At 42.0% G+C, this 24,171-nt stretch carries 18 protein-coding genes; 6 read left to right on the top strand and 12 right to left on the bottom strand.

Annotation, left to right across the window (positions count from 1 at the left end; translation table 11 throughout):
* From hrpB to K1X56_05045, 3 genes are all read right to left on the bottom strand, one after another.
* Nucleotides 1-1,379, bottom strand: a 1,379-nt coding sequence (gene hrpB / locus K1X56_05055) for an ATP-dependent helicase HrpB (GenBank protein ID MBX7094067.1), incomplete at its 3' end; no start/stop codon positions are given.
* A gap of 6 nt (nucleotides 1,380-1,385) precedes the next feature.
* Complete coding sequence (locus tag K1X56_05050; GenBank protein ID MBX7094066.1) at nucleotides 1,386-2,567, bottom strand: hypothetical protein; 1,182 nt, start codon at nucleotides 2,565-2,567, stop codon at nucleotides 1,386-1,388.
* An 86-nt stretch (nucleotides 2,568-2,653) separates the two neighbouring features.
* On the bottom strand, nucleotides 2,654-3,454 hold the full coding sequence (locus K1X56_05045; protein MBX7094065.1) for a hypothetical protein: 801 nt from the start codon (nucleotides 3,452-3,454) through the stop codon (nucleotides 2,654-2,656).
* Nucleotides 3,455-3,544: 90 nt separating this feature from the next.
* Here K1X56_05045 and K1X56_05040 point away from each other — a divergent pair, with 90 nt between their 5' ends.
* From K1X56_05040 to K1X56_05030, 3 genes are all read left to right on the top strand, one after another.
* Entirely contained in the window at nucleotides 3,545-3,976 is a 432-nt protein-coding gene (locus K1X56_05040; GenBank protein MBX7094064.1) for a RidA family protein, read from the top strand.
* Between the two features lie 81 nt (nucleotides 3,977-4,057).
* Complete coding sequence (locus K1X56_05035) at nucleotides 4,058-6,841, top strand: hypothetical protein (GenBank protein ID MBX7094063.1); 2,784 nt, start codon at nucleotides 4,058-4,060, stop codon at nucleotides 6,839-6,841.
* Nucleotides 6,838-8,724, top strand: a complete 1,887-nt coding sequence (locus tag K1X56_05030; GenBank protein MBX7094062.1) for a fibronectin type III domain-containing protein — start codon at nucleotides 6,838-6,840, stop codon at nucleotides 8,722-8,724. The genes K1X56_05035 and K1X56_05030 overlap by 4 nt, the downstream gene beginning before the upstream one ends.
* A gap of 48 nt (nucleotides 8,725-8,772) precedes the next feature.
* On the opposite strand, the gene K1X56_05025 is transcribed toward K1X56_05030, so the two are convergent.
* The 5 genes from K1X56_05025 to K1X56_05005 form a co-directional block, all read right to left on the bottom strand.
* Nucleotides 8,773-8,973 (bottom strand): cold shock domain-containing protein, encoded by a 201-nt coding sequence (locus K1X56_05025; GenBank protein MBX7094061.1) that lies wholly within the window; start codon nucleotides 8,971-8,973, stop codon nucleotides 8,773-8,775.
* A gap of 163 nt (nucleotides 8,974-9,136) precedes the next feature.
* Nucleotides 9,137-10,762 carry a S41 family peptidase gene (locus tag K1X56_05020; GenBank protein MBX7094060.1) on the bottom strand — a complete coding sequence of 542 codons (1,626 nt, stop codon included), beginning with the start codon at nucleotides 10,760-10,762 and terminating at the stop codon, nucleotides 9,137-9,139.
* A gap of 70 nt (nucleotides 10,763-10,832) precedes the next feature.
* On the bottom strand, nucleotides 10,833-11,279 hold the full coding sequence (locus K1X56_05015) for a dCMP deaminase family protein (protein ID MBX7094059.1): 447 nt from the start codon (nucleotides 11,277-11,279) through the stop codon (nucleotides 10,833-10,835).
* Nucleotides 11,280-11,449: 170 nt separating this feature from the next.
* Nucleotides 11,450-13,633 carry a radical SAM protein gene (locus K1X56_05010; GenBank protein ID MBX7094058.1) on the bottom strand — a complete coding sequence of 728 codons (2,184 nt, stop codon included), beginning with the start codon at nucleotides 13,631-13,633 and terminating at the stop codon, nucleotides 11,450-11,452.
* Between the two features lie 275 nt (nucleotides 13,634-13,908).
* On the bottom strand, nucleotides 13,909-14,142 hold the full coding sequence (locus K1X56_05005) for a DUF3820 family protein (GenBank protein MBX7094057.1): 234 nt from the start codon (nucleotides 14,140-14,142) through the stop codon (nucleotides 13,909-13,911).
* Between the two features lie 106 nt (nucleotides 14,143-14,248).
* Between K1X56_05005 and K1X56_05000 the strand changes: the two genes are divergently transcribed.
* Both K1X56_05000 and K1X56_04995 read left to right on the top strand, forming a co-directional pair.
* Nucleotides 14,249-15,433 (top strand): OmpA family protein, encoded by a 1,185-nt coding sequence (locus K1X56_05000; GenBank protein ID MBX7094056.1) that lies wholly within the window; start codon nucleotides 14,249-14,251, stop codon nucleotides 15,431-15,433.
* A gap of 177 nt (nucleotides 15,434-15,610) precedes the next feature.
* Entirely contained in the window at nucleotides 15,611-18,829 is a 3,219-nt protein-coding gene (locus K1X56_04995) for a gliding motility-associated C-terminal domain-containing protein (protein ID MBX7094055.1), read from the top strand.
* Between the two features lie 48 nt (nucleotides 18,830-18,877).
* On the opposite strand, the gene K1X56_04990 is transcribed toward K1X56_04995, so the two are convergent.
* From K1X56_04990 to K1X56_04975, 4 genes are all read right to left on the bottom strand, one after another.
* Nucleotides 18,878-20,245, bottom strand: coding sequence for a YHYH protein (locus K1X56_04990; protein ID MBX7094054.1), 1,368 nt, complete (start codon nucleotides 20,243-20,245; stop codon nucleotides 18,878-18,880).
* A gap of 63 nt (nucleotides 20,246-20,308) precedes the next feature.
* Nucleotides 20,309-21,343 carry a cytochrome-c peroxidase gene (locus K1X56_04985; protein MBX7094053.1) on the bottom strand — a complete coding sequence of 345 codons (1,035 nt, stop codon included), beginning with the start codon at nucleotides 21,341-21,343 and terminating at the stop codon, nucleotides 20,309-20,311.
* Complete coding sequence (locus tag K1X56_04980; GenBank protein MBX7094052.1) at nucleotides 21,333-22,019, bottom strand: hypothetical protein; 687 nt, start codon at nucleotides 22,017-22,019, stop codon at nucleotides 21,333-21,335. Before K1X56_04980 ends, K1X56_04985 begins: the two co-directional genes overlap by 11 nt.
* Before the next feature lie 95 nt (nucleotides 22,020-22,114).
* Complete coding sequence (locus K1X56_04975) at nucleotides 22,115-22,699, bottom strand: hypothetical protein (protein MBX7094051.1); 585 nt, start codon at nucleotides 22,697-22,699, stop codon at nucleotides 22,115-22,117.
* A gap of 291 nt (nucleotides 22,700-22,990) precedes the next feature.
* On the opposite strand from K1X56_04975, the gene K1X56_04970 reads away from it, so the two are divergent.
* Nucleotides 22,991-24,115, top strand: a complete 1,125-nt coding sequence (locus K1X56_04970) for a hypothetical protein (protein ID MBX7094050.1) — start codon at nucleotides 22,991-22,993, stop codon at nucleotides 24,113-24,115.
* The last annotated feature ends 56 nt before the right edge of the window (nucleotides 24,116-24,171 follow it).

The following is a 24,171-nucleotide window of genomic DNA, read 5'->3' as shown; positions in this document are numbered from 1 at the left end:
CGAAGAGAAATATCGGCCTCATTCATTTTGCTGAGCGGATCTTTTTCTTCCAGAAGTGCGGCAACATCGGAAGCGAGTGAAGTTAATTGATGTTTGTGCGACTGATGCAAAAGATGAGCAATACGCGGATGAGTGGGAAAGGAAAATAAATGTTTCCCTTCTGCCGTAATTTTATTTCCTTCAATGGCCTGCAATGCAATGAGTACTTTTTTTGCCAATGAAACGGAGGCAGGTGGTGGAGGAGTAATCCATTTTAACTGCTCCACATTGCTTTCACCCCAGTGATATATTTCCAGTAAGGTGGGAGCAAAATCTGCTTCCAGAATTTCCGGTTTTCGTTTCTCAGCTAATTGTAAATGTTTTGCTGCATTCCATAAGCGATAACAAGTGCCGGGACCCAATCGTCCTGCTCTTCCTGCACGTTGATCTGCTGTATCTTTCGAAACAGGTACCGTTTCTAATTTTGTAAATCCGCTTTTGTGATCAAAACGGGGAATGCGCGAATAACCCGAATCAACCACAGTTGTAATTCCCTGAATGGTTAAACTGGTTTCGGCAATGCTGGTAGCTAATACAACTTTTCTTCTGCCGTTTTTGTCGGGTAGCAATGCTGCTTGTTGCTTATCGAACGATAGATCGCCATACAAGGCTTGTACACTGATTCCTGTTAACTGTTCTTCCAGCATTTGTTGTGCCCGGTGGATATCACCACTTCCGGGAAGAAATGCGAGGATGTCGCCGCTGGTTTCGTTGAGTGCAATGCGAATGGTTTTAACCACATTTTCTGCAATCGAAATTTTTTCATCCGATTCACGGTAATTTATGGTAACGGGAAATTGTCTGCCTTCGCTAACAATTACAGGAGCATCATTTAATTGAGAAGATAATTCTTTCCCATCGAGTGTTGCACTCATGATGAGTATGCGTAAATCGTCTCTTAAAACAGATTGTATTTCTCTGCACAGGGTGAAAGCAAGATCCGCATGTAAACTTCGTTCATGAAACTCGTCGAATATTACGAGACCAACATGTTCAAGTGCATTGTCCTGTTGCAGCATGCGCGTTAAAATTCCTTCGGTAAGGATTTCCAGTTTTGTTTTTGCACTAACCTTATTTTCGAAACGGACGCGATAACCTATTTGCTCTCCGATTTCTTCATGGAGTTGTTCCGCCAAACGCAAGGCCACATTCCGCGCAGCAATGCGGCGGGGTTCCAGCATCAGGATTTTCTTTCCTTGTAGCCAGGTTTCCTGAAGGAGCTTTAAGGGTAATCCGGTACTCTTACCGGCACCCGGAGGAGCCTGAAGAATAACAATGGGATGTTCCGATAACGAAGTTTTTAGTTGATCTGTTATTTCGAATACCGGCAGTTGCTGCATCGATGTTTACTTTTTAACCGCCCAGATCATCATCCCTTCGCCGTAATTTCCATTGTAGGAAATTTTGAATGGAAGGTTGCCATAATGTTTGGATGCCTCAAGATCTTTTTTCAGCTGTTTTTGCATACACCAGTCCAGATCATCGATGGTTTGACTATACGTTCCGTATAAGGAAATTGAAAACGTACTGTCGTCGAGAAAATATTTATACGGAACACCAGTATCATCCTGCAATACTTTGTCTGAATTCAATACCAATTTCCGCATTACAGAAAATGGGGTATTTTGTAAAACACAGGAAGCGGATTTCATATAGGAAACACGGTGACCAAAACCATTTACGAAGGTTTCAAATTCAGTATGTTTCAACAGGTAATCGTCGGCTGCATTCATTTTAAAATAATACGCATCTCTTAATTCCGTTCCGTCGGGCGATAAAAATTCTATTTTAACAGCAAGCGGAGAATCGCCTGTGTATTTTTCTCCTTCTGCCAAGCGTATTGCTTTTCCGGTTGAATCAATTTTTACATTGTAAATATCAACAATGGCGTGATTGGTTCTTGCCATCATATACAACATCATGTGCAGCATGCCGTTCAAATGCGCTTTTGTGAAATCCGACGACATGTGTGAGGTAACAAAATATCCTCGGCTGTTGATGTATTTCATACTCTGACGAATTCCGCTCAGGTATTTTATTATTTCTGCTTCTTTTAATTCGCGAAAATCGACCATGTTTCCACGTGGTTCCAGACCTAACATCACAAAGTGATCTGCCGTTGGAAAGAAAGCGTTACCGAATAAAAAATCGGGTCCCGATAAGGGATAAAAACACAATAACGAATCGCGCTGGTCCTGAATTTTATTATCAGCGCACCATTTCTGAACCGGATTAATCATGCTGTCCTGCGTAATTTTCCAGGACTCATCGGTAAATGTTTTATGTTCAGAATAATATTCTGCTGCTTGTTCTTCTTTGAGGTATTTATGTGTTGGCATACCCGCAATAAAACGCGAGGCATCGGTGAGGAGCGTATCAAAGGCCAATTGTTTTTTGGGCTCTGCTTCAATTTTAACGCTGTCCTTTACCTCTGTTTTTTCAGTTTTATTCTCGTTGGTAGAAGAAGTGCAGGAAGATAAAATAATACATGCCGAAGCAATTCCGGCGAGGGTGTGTTGAATGGACATAAATAAATCTCTTGGATGCAAATATAGCTAAATAAGAAAGCCCCGTTTCAGCGTTTGATGGCTGGAGGACGGCAAAAAATAAAGAATCAATATCCTACTGATTTGCGGGGTACCATTTTGGCTTTACCCGGATTTTCTTTTACACTTTTAATCTTGACGCCTTCCAGTTTAAATTCAAATTCACCTTCGGTAAGTTCCACCTTGGGTTGATCCATGTCCTCATCGCCAATGTCCCGCTGACGAATACGAATAAGTCCGTCACTCATCAGCTCCGCATAACGATCAGTAGATCCCGCCACAGGAGGGTCGCCACCTGCATCCTCTAATCCAATACAGATGGTTTCGCAAATGCGACCGGCATAGGCATTGGTCATGAAAATATAGGTGCCTTCGCCCCAGGGACAAGCCTCATAGGTGCGGTAATGAATGGCCCAAAAGAACAGTAAACAAGAATCACCCAGCGGGTGATAAAAAAGTTTTTTTCCGTTAACGTATTTGGTGTTGCCGATATCGATGTGCTCGAGGTATTCATCATAATGACCATTAGCAATAATGCTATCCATTTCTAAATAATTTTCCAAACTGTATTTCTGAAAACTAAACAAGGTATTGCTGTGATAATTTGCCGAAAGAAAGCGGATTTCATCACCGGTAATGGTGTCCTTATTTTCAATATTCCGGATTAGCGTCGAATCAATGTGAATGATGGAATCCTGCAACAGCGGGAAAGAATGTAGCAAGGTGTCAATTTCAGCCGGCCAGACGTAAGATTCTTTTGCGACTGAATCCTCAACAGGACTTTTTTCTTGTTCTGCTTCCGGTTTTTCATTTCCACAAGAGGAAAACACCAATAGCGAAGCGCTAAAAATCAGGGATAAATATTTCATGATTTAAATATAATCAGAAAATGAAACGATTGCCGACTTGCCGATTTTTCTATTCGGAAATTATTGACGTATTTTGGAAAAAATTGAATTATGTCCGATCAGCGTATTTCTTCCTCTAATGCACCAAAACCGGTTGGTTTATATCCTCATGCCCGCCGGGTTGGGAATTTATTATTCCTCAGCGGTGTGGGTCCCCGTGTGGCCAATTCCAATGCCAACGATTCGGATGTTCCGGGATTAAAGCTTGATCACAATGGAAATTTTGCAGAATTCGATTTCGAAGCGCAGGTGCATTCCGTTTTTAACAATGTAAAAGCAGTGCTTGAAGATTCAGGTTCTTCCTGGGATAAAATTGTGGATGTAACGGTGTTCCTCGTTAACATGAAACGCGACTTCAGAACCTTCAACAAAGTGTATGCGGATTATTTTAAGGACAATCAACCTTGCCGTACCACCGTTGAAATTAATGCATTGCCAACACCCATTGCCATTGAGCTGAAAGTTATTGCCACGATCGATTGATTTTATTGAATTGTCCGAATCTTAACTTCCGCTTTTTTTATTTTCCGAATCGGTATTTTTTTCCAATAGTTTTGGGGTCCTATGTTTTTAAGGACCCTTTTTCTTTTTTCATGTCTGCTCAGTGAGAATCTGCTTGCGCAGGAGCTTTCTTATGCGCAGGTGATTGAGACGACCACTCAGGTTGTTTCTCAGGAAAAATACATTGGATCACTAAGTGAAAACTCCTTGCATCATTTACCTGTCGGAATTGTCCGCGAGATTGGGGGAGCACGCTATGTAATTGCGGTGGACAGTGCTCGTTTTTTTCCTCAGGATGCCCGATTCCATGCCTATATGGCCGTTGAATTTCCCGGAACGGATCATAAGATGGCTTTTGCTGCGAAAAATGTTTCATTTACACCAGCCGGAATTGCGGGTGGAACCGGATCGCGATTGATGTTAGTTTCGGAGCACCAAATCGACTGGGGAGAAGACCGGCAACTGACATTGGCGGCGGACGGATCCAATTGGGTGGAATGGGATTGCAATGGATTTTCGGGTATACATCTGCATGGAGTCGTACGGTTTTCAACTTCAGTCCTCATACCAACCGATGGTAAAGATCAGGTGGAAGCATCGTTTACATTTTATGGTCAGGATTTGAATTCACTTATTGCAGGAATTCAGTTGAGTCCTTTTACCCTGAAAGGAATGGAAGACTGGAAATTTTCCGTAACGGAAGCCGTGCTGGATCTTAGTCAAAACATGAATCATCCCAGCATGATTTTCCCCCTCAATTATCAGGGAGAAAAATCGAATTGGTGGACCGGATTTTTTCTTCGTCAATTACAAATTAGCATGCCACGGGAGTTTAATCACAATGACAATCCCACCACGTTTACGGCAAGCAATGTATTAATGGATGAATCGGGTATTTGCGGAATTTTTTCTGCGGAAAATTTTATGGGAAATCAAAAGGGAGATATGTCCGGCTGGCGTTTTTCCATTGATAAACTGGCCATCCATATTCAACAAAACCGGTTTTACGGCGGCGAAATGGATGGTGAAATAGACGTCCCTCTTTTCGACAGCAGCAATCGTCTTCAATTTCATGCTTTGCTGTTAGAAGATAATAATCACAACATCAACTATAATTTTAGTTTGAACCCTGCAGAAAATGTCAGGCTTCATGCGTTTAATGCTACAACTGAAATTTATTCCAGTTCCTCCATTTCGGTCATTCGATTCAATGGGAAATTTAAACCTGAACTTCTGCTGAATGGGAAAATTGAATTTGGCGACCAGGATTTTTCAAGTGGTAAAATAGATTTTAATCAACTCCGGTTTACCACACTAGCCCCTTATATTTCTGGTGGATATTTCGGTTATAGCGATCGGCAACCCTCCTTTGCCAATTATCCGGTGAGCATAGATTCCATTGGTGTTTTTATTGCTCCGAATGGCGCTCCTGCAGTAGGGATGCATGTTTTATTCCAGTTGGGGAATGATGAAGTAACAGGTGTTTCCTCTTCTGCGCGAATGGAAATTCGTTCAAGGGTAGAGGGAGGTAATTATCGTTTTGATGGTGTTTATTTAGATGACTTATTCCTTGCTGCACATACGCAGGCTTTTTCGATGGATGGAAGCTTGCGTTTTTTTCGGAACGATCCGGATTATGGGAGAGGATTTTTTGGTCAGCTCGATGTAAAAATTCCGAATGTCATCGAATCTCCCTTGTCGCTTCAGGCTTGCTTTGGAACATCCACCTTTAGGTATTTCGCACTGGATGCTTTTGTTCCGGTACATATTCCCATTGGAACAACACCATTAATCATAAACCGGCTAATTGGAGGAGTGTCTCATAAGATGCGGCCTACCAGGACCAATGCCGCGCAGAGTAATCTTGTGCTTTATAATCCGCCTGCCACACCGCGAACACAACTTTATTTTCCTGATCCCGGATATGGAACCATTTTTAGAGCGGGGGCAGGACTAGCCTTTTCTCCCAATGAAAAATCTTTCAATGGCGATGTGATGCTGGAAGTGGCATTTAATTCGAACGGAGGTTTAGATCAGGTTTCACTCAATGGGAATGGATATTTTTTATCTTCTGTAGCAGAGCGACAACAAAAACCGGCCTCGGTTTATGGTACGGTTTCCTTGCTGTATGATGTTCCGGAAAAAACATTTGATGCATCCATGCAGGCTTCGTTGCGGGTGCCTAATGCCGTACAGGGGAATGCATCGGTTCATATGCATTTTGATCCGCAGAATTGGAGCGTTGCAATTGGTCGTCCCACGCAGCCGGCACAGGTGAATGTGTTGAACTTTGCTTCTGCCAATGCCTATTTTCTTATGGGTAAAAACCTCGAACCTATGGCACCGGTTCCTTCTTTAGTTCAGCCATTAGTCAGCTCCAACCAACTGGATGCAATGCGTAATCCGCAGGCACTGGAAGATGCAAGTGGTGTTGCTATGGGGATGAGTCTGGGTGGAGGAATGTATCGCGAGGTAGGTTGGGATTTTTTCACGGTATACGGAAGCTTTTCCTATGGAGCAGGGTTCGACATGATGATGGCGGATTTTGGGGCCTCAGCGCATTGCAGTGGGTCCACGGATCGTGTGGGTTGGAACGGTAAAATTATTGAAGGGAGACTTTATGCTTTTTTACAGGGAAACATTGGGGTAAAAGGAGAATTTTCCGGTCACGATTTCGATCTCATTATTCTCAGTGGAAATGTGGCAGCGCTATTGGAAGGAAGATTACCACACCCTACCTGGCTTCATGGCGCAGTTCGTTGTGAATATGAAATTCTATCAGTGATTCGCGGAGATCTTGAATTAAATATGGAATTGGGAGAAAACTGTCAGATTCAGACGCAATGAAAAAAATAATTTCTATCGTAGTCGTACTGGGCTTGAATCTCTTTTCAACCCTCAACGCGCAACTTCATTTCAGCTATTTAGTAAAGAAAGATGAAATTATTTTCAGGTGGGTCCCGGAGAATTATGTCCATGCCCGTCAATACATCCGAGCCGGATTTTTATTGGAATTCATCCATACAGAATCACAAAAACGTATTTATACAGAATCTGTACTTCCTGATCTTTCCGCTTTTCAGATGTCGAATGATTCATTGCGGGAAAAGGAATTTTTATTCCTTAAAAAATTTATTGATGAACCTGAATTAAAAGATTTGCAAAAAGAAAAAAATCTGGCAGGATTAGTTTTACTGTTGTGCGACGCAGATTCCGTTTTGTTTCGTGCTATGGCCTTGGGGATAAAAGTGAAAATGCCGGAGGATATAAACACGTTTCAAATTCGATTAACCTCTCGTTATTCCGGCGAGCAAGCCTTTATAGAAAAGGTGAATCCTCATGAACAAGCGGAAACTAAATTACCGGATTTTAGGGCGACATGCTTCCGGAAAACTACACGAATTGAATTTGCTAATGAAGGATTTCCCTATTGGGATTTGCAATATTCGTTGGATTCTCTTCACTGGGAAAATTTGTTTCAACGTCCACTGGTTTCGCTTAATCAGCAAAAACACCATTGGATTAGTGATACCGCTCAATTGTTTGGACGACGATTTTATCGTTTAAAGGGAAGAACCTCTTTCGGTACGCAATCGGAAGGTGAATTGATTAAATCCTGTGTCTGTTATGAAAACGACACGCTGTATCCGGAAATAAAATCCTGGAAGCTGGAGGGCAATCGTTTAAACCTGGAATTAAATCAACAGAATTTACCTTTATGGGTGAAGAAATCCTTTTGGTTAAAACGAAAATCTTCGGATTTCACAGCCGAAATGTTTTCTGGTTTTCCAGCGCTCAGCCCCAATGAACATTCTGCTTATTTCACCTGGTGCTGGATTCGGGAAAGCGGAGACACATTGTTTTCAAATTCGGTGTATGTATTTCGACCCGATGATGGTCCGCCTCCCATGGTTGATGATTTGAATGGAGAAATTCAGCAGGATAGTTTAATCCATTTATGGTGGAATAAACCTTTGGCATCCGATTTATATGGTTACCGTATTTTTATACGTTATTCTCAAAAGGAAGAATGGCAGGAGCTGAGCAGGGATATTATTACGGATACCTTTTTTAATTTTTCTCCCTACAAAAATCAGCTGGCGCGCAATTATTATTTTTCTGTTTCAGCTGTTGATGTAAACAGAAATGCTTCTTGTCCATCGTACGAACTCTTTCTCCCGTTTCGGTCTTCGCAAGCACCAATAAAGCCCATTTGGAAAAGAAAAACAGAAAAGAATGATTCCCTTTTTCTTGAGTTTGCTATGGATTGGTCTGCAAGGAATTATTTGTTTTTAATCAATGAAGCAGGACCAAAAATTCTGGATGTTTATTCAGAATCATTAAGTCTTCCACAAAGTCTTTTTACCGGTAAATCGAGTACTCGATTGGTGTTGATGAGTAAAAATAATTCCGGTAGAAAAAGTGTATCCGACACCCTGTTTGTTGCTCCTGCTCGTCCTGCTGTATTCCCGGTTTTTATTCATGTTCAAAAGCGGGCGGGCTCAACGCTTGTTTCAATTGAATCGGGCGATCAGAATGCGCGGGAATTGGTTTTGTATAAGCGAAGAGCTGCAGAACCGAACTGGCAGATTTGTAAAATAGTTAAAACGTCGAAAATCGATTTTATTGATCGTGATCTTCACCCCGGTGAAAAATATGTTTATCGGGTAAAGGTCATTCACTCGGATGGCGCTGTACAATGGTCTGCCGAAGTGGAAGATTATAAATGAAAAAAGCCGGCCCGAATGGAGACGGCTTTTTGAAGGGTCAAATTACGATCAGATCTTTTCAACATTAACTGCAATCATACCTTTTCTACCTTGTTCAAGGTCGAAACGTACGCGATCATTTTGTTGAACGTCATGTTTCAGGCCGGTCTTGTGCACGAATGTTTCAGTTGCATTGTCATCGTGACGAATAAAGCCGAAGCCTTTTTCTGAATTAAAGAACTTTACAGTTCCGGTGTGACTAGTGTTCATGTTATGAATTGTGTTAAAGATTGCGTTGGAGCGTAGTCAGAATTGACTGAGAAGAAAGTTAGAGGAATTGAGTATCTGACTTAGTTTTGTTGTCCGGACTGTACCGGCGCTATACTCAAATATAGAAAAAAATTAAACCGGCAAAAAGAGGGCAAAAAAAAAATTATTTGAGCACTTCCAGGGCTTTGCGAACATCCGCATCCCTTTGCATAATTACCGAATAATAACCATCGGCATTCCAAATTAAGCGCGCAATTTCTGCTTTTAACTGCTGAATTATCAAGCCTTTGGAATGATTTGCTTCGGCGGTTCTAAATTTTATTCCCTGGCGTTCTGCCAAGGCGTAAAGCAAATTTAAATCGGCATCTTCTACGGTAAACGATTTTACAAAAGCATCGGCATTTGCATAACGGTTCAGTTGCGGTTTATGGCGCTCTACGAAGTCGAAAGCAAATTCCGAGTACACTCTCGAATATAAAAGTTCGGTATAATATTCGCTTCTTCCACTCGTGTCGATAGGCACAAAAACATCAGGCATAATTCCGCCTCCGCCATAAACGATTTTTCCTTTTGGCGTTTTAAATTTTAAGGAGTCAACAAAAATAGAACTATCCGGAACGAAAAATTCATTGTGCTCAAAACGTTCCACCTGCTCCATTTCATAATCGATTCCTTGTCCATATGGTTTTTGAATACAACGTCCGGTTGGCGTATAATAACGGGCGATGGTTAAACGAACGGAAGAGCCATCGTTAAATGGTTTCATTTCTTGTTGTACAAGTCCTTTACCAAAGGAACGTCGACCAATAATGGTACCTCTGTCATTATCCTGTATCGCGCCCGAAACAATTTCAGAAGCCGAGGCCGTATTGTGATTCACCAAAATTGCTACCGGTGTGTCTTTGAGTCGGCCTTTTTGAGTCGATTTATAAGTTTGTCGCGGACTATGTTCTCCCTCGGTATAAACGATCAATTTACCGGATTCCAAAAACTCGTCAGCTATCTTATTGGCCTCATCCAGATAGCCTCCTCCATTATCGCGAAGGTCGAGAATCAGTTTGCTCATACCACGCTTTTGAAGTTTGTGAACCGCACCAAGGAAATCGGAATAGGTTTGTGCACCAAATTGTGAAAGGCGGATATATCCGGTTTGCGCATCGAGCATAATGGAGGCTTCCACTGTAGAAACCGGAATGGCATCACGGGTGATGGTAAAAGCGAGCGGTTTGCGTTGACCCGGACGCATAATTTTAAGTTTCACTTCGGTGCCTATATCACCCCTGAGGCGATCAAAAACATCTTCTGTAGTAATGTTTTTTCGCGCCATCGATTTTCCGTCGACCTCAATAATCCGGTCGAAAGCCTGAATGCCGGCAGTTTCGGATGGCCCATTGGGAATAACATGTGTAACAGTGAGGGTGTCCTTGTAAACCAAAAACTGAATACCTACACCACCAAATTTTCCGGATAACTCCTCACGCGCTTGTTTGGCATCTTCCGGACTCATATAGGCACTGTGCGGATCAAGTCCATCCAAAATTTCGCGAATGGCGTCCTCGGTTAATTTAGAGCGGTCTACCTTGTCCACATAATGCTCTTCAATGAGATTAAGCAGACTATTTAATTTGGAAACGGTTTCTTTTTGTGAACCCGGAGTAACGGTATTCATTCTTCCGCCCAGGTAAATACCTGCTGCTAATGCAAGCGCCAAAAGAATGGGGTAAAATAACGTTAAACGGCTATAGGCCCTGTAACGTTGAGGTATTTCTTTTGGATCAAGATCTTGCATAACCGAATGCTAAATTAGGAATAAATAAAACGGTGCAGGAATAAAAATGTTGAAGGGCAAATGCAAGATTTTAAAGGTCCTGCTCTGGGAAGTGGACCAATTCAATCCCGGAACTCTTTAAAAACTCAACGCCGCTTTGGTCTTTATAGGGATTGATATAAACCACTCTGGAAATACCGGATTGCAAAACCAGCTTACTGCATTCTCTGCACGGAGAAAGCGTAAGGTAAAGCGTAGCGCCTAATGCACTTTGGGTAGAACGAGCAACTTTGAGGATGGCATTGGCTTCGGCGTGTAACACATACCAATTGGTGTTTCCCTCTTCATCCTCGCATTGATTCGGAAATCCGGAAGGAGTACCGTTGTATCCGTCGGAAATAATCATGTTGTCGCGCACAATTAAAGCCCCCACTTTCTTTCGGTCACAATGTGATAATTTACCCCACTCCATGGCCATGCGCAAATAGGCCCGGTCGTAGCGCTTTTGTTTTTCTTCTCCTGAAATTGGTGCAATCATGATGCAAAAATAGCAGTTCCGTTCATTTCAAGCACAAAAACAAAAAAAAAGCCTGATCCAATGGACCAGGCTTTCTTATGGAAATAAAATGTTATTTCTGAAGGATAAGTTTATTCGTTGTGATGGCGTTGCTGTTGCTGAATGTAATTCATGAAAAGCACCCCAATTTCTTATACAAGAAGTAAACCCGCTGATCGAAATACGTCCATGGTTTCGCTGTGTAAAAACAAAGAGGGGTTTTGACCGGTATTTTCTTCAAATGATTTTTTAAAGGTTTTAACCGAGCCACAGATCACCTTATTATGTAGCCATGTATTAAGGAATTGAGAAGTTGCTTCCTCTAATTCCAGATGCACGTTTTCGTTTGAACCGAATAATTCCCAGCTGCTGTATTTTTTCCCTTTGCGGATTTTGGATTCACCTAAGTGATAGTGACCTGTCCAGATCATTTGTTGTTCATCCTTTATTTCACGGAAGGGGATATTAGATAAATAATTTTCAATTAGATTTTTGGGAAGAGAGGTTTTGGGTGTTTTGTGGTTGAACCATTTCGACAATGGAAGTTCAAATCCTTTTCCGTGTAAATAATTATAAAGCGACGTTTTTAATCCTTCCGAAAATAAAGCGTGATCGCAGCCGGAAGTTTCTTCGTAGTCGAGATCATTATTGGCAAAGCGACCATGCTGATCCGGAAGAATACGAATGCCGAATTTGTCGGGTTGTTGTGCAACGGGACTATGAACGGTTAATGCAAAACGATGCCAAAATCCCGATTGAATTAATCCGTTTTCAAAAAGTTGACGAACCACTTCCAGGGAATCTATCGTTTCTTGTGCCGTTTGCGTGGGATAGCCGTACATCAAATAGGCATGTACCATGATTCCGGCATCCGTAAAATTAGCGCAGACCTGACTTACCTGTTCAACACTTACGCCTTTGTCGATTAATTGCAACAAACGATCCGAAGCGACTTCAAGTCCACCCGAAACAGCAATACAACCAGATGCAGCCAGTAAGCGACATAAGTCGGAATGAAAACTTTTTTCGAACCGGATATTGGTCCACCAGCTTACCACCAACTTTCTCCTGATAATTTCCAGTGCCAATTCCTTCATCAGTGCCGGTGGAGCGGCCTCATCTACAAAATGAAATCCGGTTTCGCCCGTTGCATGAATCAATTCCTCCATGCGGTCCACAATCATTTTTGCTGTTGTGAATTCATAAACGCGGATGTAATCCAGACTCGTATCACAAAAAGTGCATTTTCCCCAATAACAACCATGCGCCAGGGTGAGTTTATTCCAGCGTCCATCATTCCATAAACTGTGCATGGGATTAGTCACTTCAATCACCGATAAATATTCATCCGTTCGTAATCCGGAATAATCGGGAGTGCCCACTTCTTTTTGTTTGTAATCTGAATAAAAATCGGAATGAATATAGTTCACCTGGTTATTGACACGAATAAATGTTCGCCGCAAATGATCTGAAGTACTGCGACCGGAAATCCATTCATACACCGATAACAAGGGCGCTTCTCCATCATCGAGACACACCGCATCGAAATAATTAAATACACGCGGTTCGCTCAGTGATCTTAATTCTGTATTTACAAAACCACCGCCCAATGCAGTTTTAATTTCGGGATGTTTTTCTTTGATATAGGCAGCACATAAAAATCCGCTGAATAAATTGCCCGGAAAAGGAATGGAAAATGCAATTAAGTGAGGTTTTTCTTTTTGAATAAAATCCTCCAGTTCATCCAAAATGATTTGTTGAGTAAATCCAATGGGTTGTTTCAATGCCAGATCCAGTTCATCAAATTCACGCGCGTAACGACCAATCTGTTCCGCATAACGGGAAAAACCAAAATCGGCATCTGTAGTTTCTACGATAAAGCGACTTAAATCTTCGAGGTACAGCGTACATAAGTGGCGAGCCTTATCGCGATTTCCCATTATACCAAATGCCCACTCCAGTTCCTCTTGGTGTGTACGTTGGGAAGGCGGCTGTGGTAAAAAATTTCCATTGGAAATTCGTCGTGCAAGTGAATCTCTTTTCCCTTGCAGGAATAAAACCACTTCCGAAATGGTATTGATATATTCCTGTTGGTGGGCAAGTACAAATTGAGCATGTTCCGACCAATCCTTACCCGTATCAACCTGTGCAAATAGCGACTGAAGTCCTTTTTTTGAGAATAGATTCAGAATTACATTCAAGCCCAGATCCAGTTGTGCTGACGGGATTTCTAAGGTGTTTAAAAAACCTTTTAAATAAGCACTCGCCGGATACGGAGTGTTAATCTGCGTAAACGGTGGAGTAATTAATCCTATTTTAAGTTTTTCGGTGGGCATGAAGTGCTGGCTTAGGCGAATATAGAAATTCTTCAATCAACAAAGATTTACGCACACAGAGTAAGCCCGTTTTTATTATAATATAATTTTTCAATACAGATTTTATTATTGAAATATTTCATGGACCGGGTAGCTTATTAATAAGAGTTGAAGAAGATAAAATGGAAGTAGTTTAAAAACACCGAAGCATCGGATCAAAAACTACTTTTGGCCATCGAACTATTAAATTATTTTAGTGAGGTATTTGCTGCATTCGGAGGGAGAGCGCCTGTTGCTTAGGCCTTCCCAATGAAGGGACGAAGCACTTCTTCAATTCCGTTTGATTTAATCAACAACATCAACTCAAGTTGTTGTCCCAGTTTTCCCTTTGGAAATCCTTTTCTTCCGAACCATTCCAAATAACTTACCGGTAGCTGATATAAAAACCGACCCTCATATTTTCCATAGGGCATTTTGGCCTTAACCAATTCGGGCAGGACTTTCGGGTCGAAAAACGGGGCGGATTCCAAAGTTGAATTTTAGGTAAATCTACTTCATTTTTTTTGGTCACAATACGCACAGTTACGGATGGGAAATGTATAATCCTGCATTATTATTGCATTAGCAATTCACTATATGAAGACGCTCATCTGCTTTTTTGCCTTTTTTCTTTTTTTATCACCCGGTGCCCGCTCTCAGAATTTGGTGCCGAATGGTGGCTTTGAAGAGAAAGAAAATTGTCCGCAGTCCAACGGAGAACTCACCAATGCTACCGGTTGGAGGAATCCGACTAAAGCTACTCCGGATTTATTTTGTGCTTGTAAAAATAACCGCAACTCACCGGTAACGGTGCCTCAAAACGGAATGGGATTGCAAGCTGCCCACGAGGGAAATTGCTATGCGGGAATGTTTGCCTTTACAGTAGATGATACGCTTTACGGCGAATATATTCAAACCGAATTATTGGAGCCACTCAAGAAAGATCAGGTGTATCATATTTCATTCTGGTATTCCCTCGCTGATCATAGCATGTACAACGCAGTACCGGTTGGAATCGCACTCACCGATTTCCGGCCGAAAAAAAATAACGACCGACGATTTACCGATGTGAGCGGCGTTCAAAATGAAGAGCCGATGAGTACCGATACGATTAATTGGCATTTGTTTCATTCATCGTATAAAGCCAAAGGGGGAGAAATATGGATTACCATTGGTCCTTTCGGAAATTACAAACTCGATCCTTCCAGAAGAAAAAAAATTAAGATTGCTCCCAAGTATAAAAATATGGTTCCGGGAGAAGCGGCTTATTTTTATGTAGATGAAGTTTACGTGAGCGATAAGCCTTGTCCTTTTGACTCCGCCCGCCTTCATGTGGAAAAAAAGGAAGATAAATATGCGGCCTTCACATCTTCGAAAAAGGAAGAATTAAATCAAAAAGAACCGGAAAAAAAGCCGGAAAATTTACCCTTGAAAGAGGAAAAACCCATTGTTTTCGAAGAGTTGAGGTTCGAATCCGGTAAAGCCATAATTCAATCGGTTTCCTTTACGGAATTAGACCGGCTTGTTGCGGTATTAAAGGAAAATCCCAAATGGAAAATAAAAATTGTGGGGCATACCGATGCACAGGGTGATGCTCAGGTCAATCAGGAATTATCCGCCGCAAGAGCCAAATCGGTGGCAGATTACCTTGTTTCCAAAGGAATCCAACCGCAGCGTATTACCCATTTGGGACTCGGCAACTCTCATCCCATAGCCGATAACGCCAGCCCCGATGGCAGGGCAAAAAACCGACGAGTGGAGTTCATTTTAACGAAAGATTAAACAAATTCGCTTAAATCTTAAGTTTTGATAATGCCTTACTGAATAAGGGTTTCCAAAATTTAACGCCGATTTAAACCGTTTTTAGTCGTAAAGCCCTAATTTTACATCGCCCTTGTGAACACCCTATAGGAATTCGATTTTTTCGAATGGTCCGAAACCGCAGGAAGCATTGTAAAAATGCGTACTGCTCTAAATATCGTTTTTCTCCTTTGGCTGAGTACTTACTCGGCTTTGCATGCGCAAACACTTATCATCAATGAAGTTTCCAATGGTCCTACCGGAAACATGGAGTATGTTGAGTTTGTAGTTATCGATACAGCGGTAGTTTACGATTGCAATTCAAGCACGCCTCCTTGTGTGGACATTCGCGGTTGGATTTTCGACGACAATAGTGGTTACCATGGTGCAACGGGTGTAGCTGCGGGTGCTATTCGTTTTGCCCAGGATCCATTGTGGTCCTGCGTACCTGTAGGTACCATCATTGTTATTTATAACAATTCCGATCCCAATACTTCTATGCCAGCTGTGGATGTTTCGCTCAATGATGGAAACTGTGTAATTGTGGCGCCGGTGGTAAGTCCTTTTTTCGATCGCAACTTAACAACTCCCGGTGCGGTGGCGTGTTCGTATCCTGCCGCTGGATGGGTGAACGGTGGCGATTGGAGCACTACACTGCTGGCTAACTCCGGCGACTGTGCACGTCTGGTGGATTTGTCGGGCTGCGAAGTTTTCTCCTTGTGTTATGCAGGCGCTAATGCCAATCCGATGATTTATTTTAATTCGGGTGGATCGGGCTCGGATAATGTTTGGTATTTCAACGATGGTGATCCTTATTCACAAGCCAACTGGAGTGAAGGCTGTGCGGATCCATCGACTTGCGGACTCAACGAACAAACACCCGGAGCACCCAATAATGCGGCTAATGCGGCTTATATCGGTCAGTTCAACAATAATTGTTTACCCATTCCTCCATTGGTAGTAAATGCCGTGGCCATTAATGCTTCATGTCAGTGCGACGGTACCGCCAGTGCCAATGCAAGCGGATCAATGGGTGGATATTCTTATCAATGGTTCAATTCTGCCTTTGTTTCTATCGGACAAAACACATCCATGGCAACGAATTTATGTCCGGGGACCTATCATTGTATCATCACTTCCGGAATCGGATGTGTGGATACGGCAACGGTAAACATCGTTTCACCAACAGTGATTAATCCGAATTTAACTACCACCAATCCAGGTTGTGCCGGAAATAACGGAACTGCAAGTGTAAATCCAACGGGAGGAATCGGACCCTATACCATTCATTGGTCACCATCACCCGGTGCAGGACAAGGCACGAATAATGCAACTTCGATGGTAGCAGGAAATTATTCTGTTTCCGTTACCGATGTTTCCGGATGCAGCGTGAATCAGAATTTTACACTCACTGCAGCCACAGCACCAAGCATAACATCCGTTAATAGCAGCAATATTTCCTGTAACGGATTATGCGATGGAACAATTTCATTGGTGATTACCGGCGGACAAACACCTTATTCTTATTCCTGGAGCAATGGAGCTTCATCATCCAATCTCAATTCACTTTGTGCAGGGAACTATTCTGTAACGGTAAGCGATAACGGAGGGTGCACAACAAGCGCCAGTGCCACCATCACAGAACCGACTGCAATAACGGTAAGTGTAACAGGAACGGATCCTACCTGCGGAAACAACAATGGAACAGTGCAGGCTAATCCCGCCGGAGGAACCATCGCCACTGCGTATTCATATATCTGGTTCGATAATGCATTTAATGTTTTACCATCCACGCAAAGCTTAAGCAATCTTTCACCGGGTGATTATACAGTGGTAGTTGCTGATGACAATGGTTGCTCTGCATCGGGAATGATCACACTCATTCAACCCGGAGCTCCCACCTTATCGCACGTGTTTACGGATGTAAGTTGCAACGGAGGGAACAATGGAAGTATTGATTTAACGGTTAATGGAATTGCACCTTTTGTAATTGCATGGACAGGGCCGTCATTTTCTTCTGCGCAGGAAGATCTTTCAACCTTGCCTGCCGGAACTTATTCAGTAATTGTTTCAGACGCTGGAGGATGTAGCGCAACGAGTAGTGTAATCATTTCAGAACCTGCAGCATTAAGTGCTACCATAAGTCCTAATCAAACTGTTTGTCCTGGTACAGTCATTAACTTAGATGTTATTGCCAGCGGAGGAACGGCTCCTTATGTTTATGCCTGGGACAATGGAAACACATCAGCGCAAAATACAATTACAGTTATTAGTGATTCTACTTCTTGTGTTTCGGTGACCGATGCAAACAATTGTCCTGCACTACAAATCTGCTCCATAGTGCAGGTTTACGATAGTTTACAAATTCAACTAAGTGCAGATACCACTGTTTGTCCCGGAAGTTTAGTTCAATTAAACGCCAGCATCCTTTCCGGTAGTGGTGCGCCATACATTATGAATTGGATGGAGTCAGGAATTTCATTGGGGAATAATACAAGCTTGAGTTTTATTCCATCGGCAAATTCCAGCATTGTTTTTTCTGTACAAGATCTTTGTGCAACAGTAAATGATACAGTAAACATTCAACTATTCAATGTAGCAGTGCCAACCATTGTTTCAGATGTTATTACAGGTTGCGTTCCGCTAACAGTTGCATTTTCTGAAACCAGCGGAATGGCGGGAAACAATTGTGTGTGGACCTTTGGAAATGCCGGTTCAACGGATGATTGCATGAATAGTACATTTACGTTTTCACAAACGGGTTGTTACGATATTAGTTATGCATTAACCACTACAGATGGTTGCTCCACGTCAGTAACTGTTCCACAAATGATTTGTGCTGTTCCCAATCCAACGGCTTCTTTTGTTCCTTCCACTTATTCCGTTTCAACATTTAATAATCAGGTTGAATTGCAAAACAGCAGTTCAAATGCCACAAGTTATTTCTGGTATCTCAATTCATCGTTTTTTTCAAATCAGGAAAACGAAAACCTGGTGTTCGATATTCAATCGGAAGAACCATACCAGATTTGCCTGGCGGCATACAATGATTTGGGGTGTGCTGATTCCGTTTGCGCAGAAATTGAAATAATTCCGGATATCGCTATATATGTCCCCAATGCCTTTACACCCAATGGCGATTCCTACAATAACTATTTTATGCCCATTGTTTCGGGACAAACAGACGAGTATCATTTTATGATTTTCGATCGCTGGGGGGCCTTGTTATTCGAAAGTTTTACACCGGGTGTGGCCTGGGACGGAACCTACAAAGGCGTGCGATGCCCCATCGATACTTACGTGTGGGTGCTGATGGTTTATGTTGATAATCCGGGTAAAGAATACAATTACAAGGGACACGTTTCTATCATTAAATAAAAAAGGTCCCCACAACAGAGGACCTTTCACAACTAAGAATTTAGTTGATTAATCTTTCATAATAATAACTTTTCCGGTAACACTTCCATTGTTGTGATTTAAACGAACAATGTATTGACCACTGTAAAGTGTTTTTGCATCAAAATAGATAATGGTGCTTCCCTGAAATAACGTTTTGGTTTCAATGAGTCGGCCCGACATATCAAACAATGAAATCTCCATATTTTCTTTTACCAGTCCGTTTACCTGCACGGCAATTAAATCGCTGGCGGGATTCGGATAAATGTTCATCTGCATCATCGAAATTTCTTCTTCAGAAATAGCATTGGCAGATGGAGTATAAACCGTTGTGGATTCACTGATATTGGTTACGGTAGATGCAGCATATACACCGTAAAATGTTGGACCAACCGCATAAGGAAAAGCAGAATTCCAATTGGCATCTACGGTCGCGAAATAGCAATAAATTCCTGCAGGATATTCCGGTGTAACACAAAAGCGACCATTGTGCTCATCGAGATAATCTTCTTGACCGGGGTGACTGATAAATTCGTAATCCTCCTTAAATGTTCCTAATGGATAAGTCGTGTTTACAACAGGTCCGTCGGGAACATTGGTGCCATCGGCCCATACCGTTCTATCGGTAATGGATCGGAGTTGATAGCCCGATTTAATTCGAACAATTCCACCACTTCCATCCGCATTTTTATAACCGTATGCTCCGTAAATCGGAAAGCCGTCATAAGCAAATCCGATTAAAGGTGAATGTTGAGTTGAATCAATCGTGTATAAGCCATCCGCATCATAGAGATTACAAATGGTAGAAATCACATTCAAATCCAATTTGTAGGCAGAAGGATTTTGATGATGGTGATAATTCCCCATTGCCGGATGTCCTTTGGAACAATCGAATCCCGGTTTTTCTGCAACTACAGCATCGCGGTTCCAATAGGTTTGACCACTGCAAGGAGGATTTCCGGGTCCGCCGCAATAAGCATTGGTAGCCGTATTCCATGCCACTCCATCGCGGTAATCAAATAAAGCCACGCCATTAATAAACACGCCAATATTCCCCATGGTAGTTGAGGTTGGAGTACCTGTGTTTTGAGTTGGGTTCAGCGGAAATTTAAAAATTACGCTTTGGTCGGTTGCTACGGAAGGATTTCCATCTAAAAACGGACCGGTTACATAGGCAGGTACTCCGCTGGTATGGATGTAAACATAGTTTGCCGAATATTCCACCTGCTGCACATTCACAATGGTTGCATCATTAATCGGAGTGGAATTGCCGGACACATAATGTCTGGCTGTTACACTGGTATTTTGCAACCAATTTAAAATGGCAGGATTGGTTTGTGCCTGAAGAGCAGAGAGGCTACAAAGGGCAGCCATGCTTAAAATTGTTTTCTTTATCATAGGTCCAATTTCTGTTTTGGTGGGTATATGACGATCTTATTTTTATAATCCTGCGCCGGGATATTAATTTTTTGGAAATGCATGTTTGGGGTCTAGTAAAAAGCTTCGGTCGCTGAGCGTTAGCAAAAAGGCCACGATATCGGTTTTTTCTTCGGGACTAATGGATACTCCACCTCTTAATTCCGGAGCAAGGGTGCTGCTTTCATGTATGCCTTTGCGGTAATGGTTTAAAACTTCATTTAACGATTTAAAACGACCATCATGCATATAGGGGAATGAAAATTCAATATTGCGCAGTGTCGGGATTTTAAATTTGAGGGAATCTGTTTTCTGCAACGTAATACGCATTCGTCCAATATCCTTTAGCACCGTGTCCATGGCTAGTCCGTTATTGGCAAATTCACCGGTGGTGAAGAGCGGTTCGGGGTGACAACTGCTGCAGTGTTTTCGGAAAAGTATTAATCCACGTTTTTCCTGTTCCGAGAATTCAGCTTTTTTATCACCCGCCATATATCGGTCGTATTTCGATCCGCAGGAAACCAGACTCAATTGAAATTGTGCAAGTGCAGAAAGCAATTCCTTACTTCCGATTACTGAGCTTTTGTAAATGGCTTTAAAACGTTGTTTGTAAAAATCATTTCGGTTTAATTTCATTAAAACATGTTCAGTGCTTTCACCCATTTCCAAAGGGTGATTAATGGGAGCGAGCGCCTGAACATCGATATGATTTACGGCACCGTCCCACATCAATTCTTTACTCCATGCCAGATTAAAAATCACGGGCGAATTACGCGTTCCAATACTGTCGCCTATACCATGACTCAGCGCATGATCTACATGGGTAAATGCGGTAAAGGACAAATGACAACTCGAACAGGAAATACTACTGTCCAGCGAAAGAATCGGATCGTAAAATAAATGACGACCCAACTCCACTTTTGCATTTTCCAAAGGAGATTTCGAAAAATCATACACCGGTTTTGGCCAGCTTTCTGGATAGGAAATGGAAATGAATTTTTTGTCGGGCCCCAAAACTGCAGCGGTCATCACCACGGTGATAACAAATAATGCAGCAATTATTTTGGATTTATAAATCATGCGCCCTAAACATGGTTATTGCTTGCTTCGATAGTTTTACCGCATTCTCGCCGGGCGACATCACCGTGTGTAATGAATCAACCGAAATAGCATTCAGAAAATGTTCAAGCTTAACTTCGAGTAGAATGTGTTTTTCGTTTACAGGCAGAGCCACGCGTTGAATCGCAGAAAATGGATTTCGGTATCCGCCCAAATGAAATTGAAAGCCATGATCCCGTGTTGGTGATAATGGGTGAATGCCTTCTAGTTTTAAATTGATGTAACCACTTTGCCAGGTCCAGTACATTCCTTTTACCGGATCAAGATCACCTTCATGTACACCGGAACAACTCAAGCTGCTGTCAATTCCCAAATAAAATGCCAGGGTATCTACGTCTGCATTTCCGGAACCACCAAAAACGATATTTGTTGTGTCGCTCGAGAAATCGATTAAATGTGTTTTGTTGTAGTCAGCATATTTTCCGCCATTTTTTTTTGAAAAAGAAACATCAGAAATGTAGTATTTCAACACATTTAATTTAACAGGAGCCCCATTATGAAAAAATAAGGTGTCGCCCGGTTTTACAATTTTACCTTGGTAGGTATGTATAATCGAAAGTGAAAGTGAAATTCGCTTAGAGGGTACAAACGAAAGCAGAAACAATGTTGCAGCAAGTATCAAAAGCAATTTTCGCATTTCATTCTAAATTTAACCCCATTCTTATGACTTCCTTTGGGAATTAGTCGGGAGATTAAAATCAGACGACGAAACGATCGTTTTCCTGCAAAGAATTATTTAGCCGCCAGGCGTGCTTCATCGGCCTTGCGCATTTCGCTCATGATGTTGTTGGCAGAAATAAACAAGGGGAACCATTTGGATTGACCCGTTTGAAATTGGGCCATGCTTTCGGTCCCAACATAAACACCCTGATTGGTAAGAATATAAAATCGCACCGTTTGAGGTTCCGGTAAGGGGAATTCTTCTGTTTTCGAAGTCAAAGGCAAAATTTCAACGGCCTGCGAAACATAGGTTTTGGCCATATCCCGAATCCCCGTAATTCCGATACCGCCTAAGATGGCAGCACCACCGGAAAAATAAAGTGAAGTATCGCCCGAAGAAAAACAGGTTAGCGTTGCCACTCCATTTCCTATGTACCAATCCATCACTATTCCATAAGGGGTTTTTACATCAAAAGGAAGTTCAATGCCCAGTTGATGATGCGTGGTTTTAAACGCTAATCCACGAAGATCTTCATATACGTTTTCTTTTTTCTTTTCAGCGGGAGCCGCTTTTTCCTTCTTGTTCCCCGATCCTAAAATCACCCAGGCTATCACCACCATTACCACCACCAACAATACAATACCAATGTATTCCATACTTCATTTTTTATGCAAGTTATCATTTTGTTTTTCTTCAGAAAAGGAATCTCCTGAAGCGGTATTTTGATCGGTTTTGAGGATTTCCCCCATAAAAAACGGTTTAGTCGACTCATTTTCAACAGGCTGTTAAAATCTTCTGAAAGGCCTAAATTTCCTTGCGAACAATTTTGTTACTAAGGATTCGGTTCTTATATTTGTTAACAAGGGTGTCCGGATTTGTTTACAAAACGGAACGAGGCGAAACAGAAGAGAAGGACCGGATCCCTCCGAACCAAAAAACTGAATGCTATGGCATCACCTTTTATTTTCGGTCGCCTTGCAGAGGGATCTTCCTTTGCTAATCGTAAGAATGAATTGCAACGTATTTCGGGCAATCTCAGAAATAAAATCCACACCGTGGTGATGGGTCCCCGTCGTATAGGAAAAACCTCGCTCATTCGGAAAATAACTGCTGAGTATTCCGGACTTTCCTATTACCGCTTTTGTTACATCGATGCATTTCGTGTGCAGGATGAAGAAGGTTTCTATAGCTATTTTGCCGCTGAGGTAATAAAAGCATGTGCCGGAAACATGGAAGAAGCCATCGAGTTTTCCCGTCAGTTTATGGCTAAATCCTCTTCTAAACTGGCATTGAGTTTAACGCAATCCCGCGATTATAATCTGGCGGTAATGAACGATGAGGACATCTCCGATGATGCCTTGAATCTGGGAAATGAAATTGCGCGCAAAAAGAATTTTATTCTCATTGTTTGTATCGATAATTTTCAAAACATCGAGCGTTTCGAAAACAATCTTTCATTCCAGAAAAAATTAAAAACATACATCGAAGGGCAGGATAAAACGGTGTATTGCATTTGTGGAACCAAGACATCTTTTCTCTATGATGCACTTACCAATCCGGTAATGCCACTGTATCAGTTTGGCGATTTAATTATGCTCGACCGGATTGCACAGGATGAGTTGGCCCCATTTATTATGAATCGTTTTGCAGAAAACGGAAAAACATGTGCTTTGCAGTTCGCAGAAAAGATTTGTCAGGCCATGAATTGTCACCCCTATTATACCCAGCAATTGGCCCATTTGGTTTATACCAGTTCCGAAGGTAAAGTGGACGATCCGCTCGTGTTGCGTTGCGTGGATGAATTGATCGAACGGAACCTGATTCCATTCCAGAAGGAATATGAAAACCTCAGTGTATTGCAGGCTAATTTTATTCGCCTCCTGCTGGATGGGGTAGAAGATGGATTCACCACCCGTCCGGTAATCGATAAGTACCGCCTCAGTTCTTCTGCAGCGGTTATCCGTGTAATTGATAGTCTGGTAAAAAAGGAAATTATCGAAAAGCGAAATGGTAAATATGTTTTTGTAGACCCCGCATTTTACCTGTGGCTGAATCGCTTTGTAAAAGCCTAATTGGTCAATAGAAAAAGCCGTTTTTATGGCTTATTTTCCTTAGCTTTGCGCCTTAA

Source organism: Flavobacteriales bacterium, assembly GCA_019694795.1.
In the GTDB taxonomy this organism is placed as follows: Bacteria; Bacteroidota; Bacteroidia; order Flavobacteriales_D; family UBA2798; genus UBA2798.
This window is presented reverse-complemented; position numbering and strand designations above follow the sequence as displayed.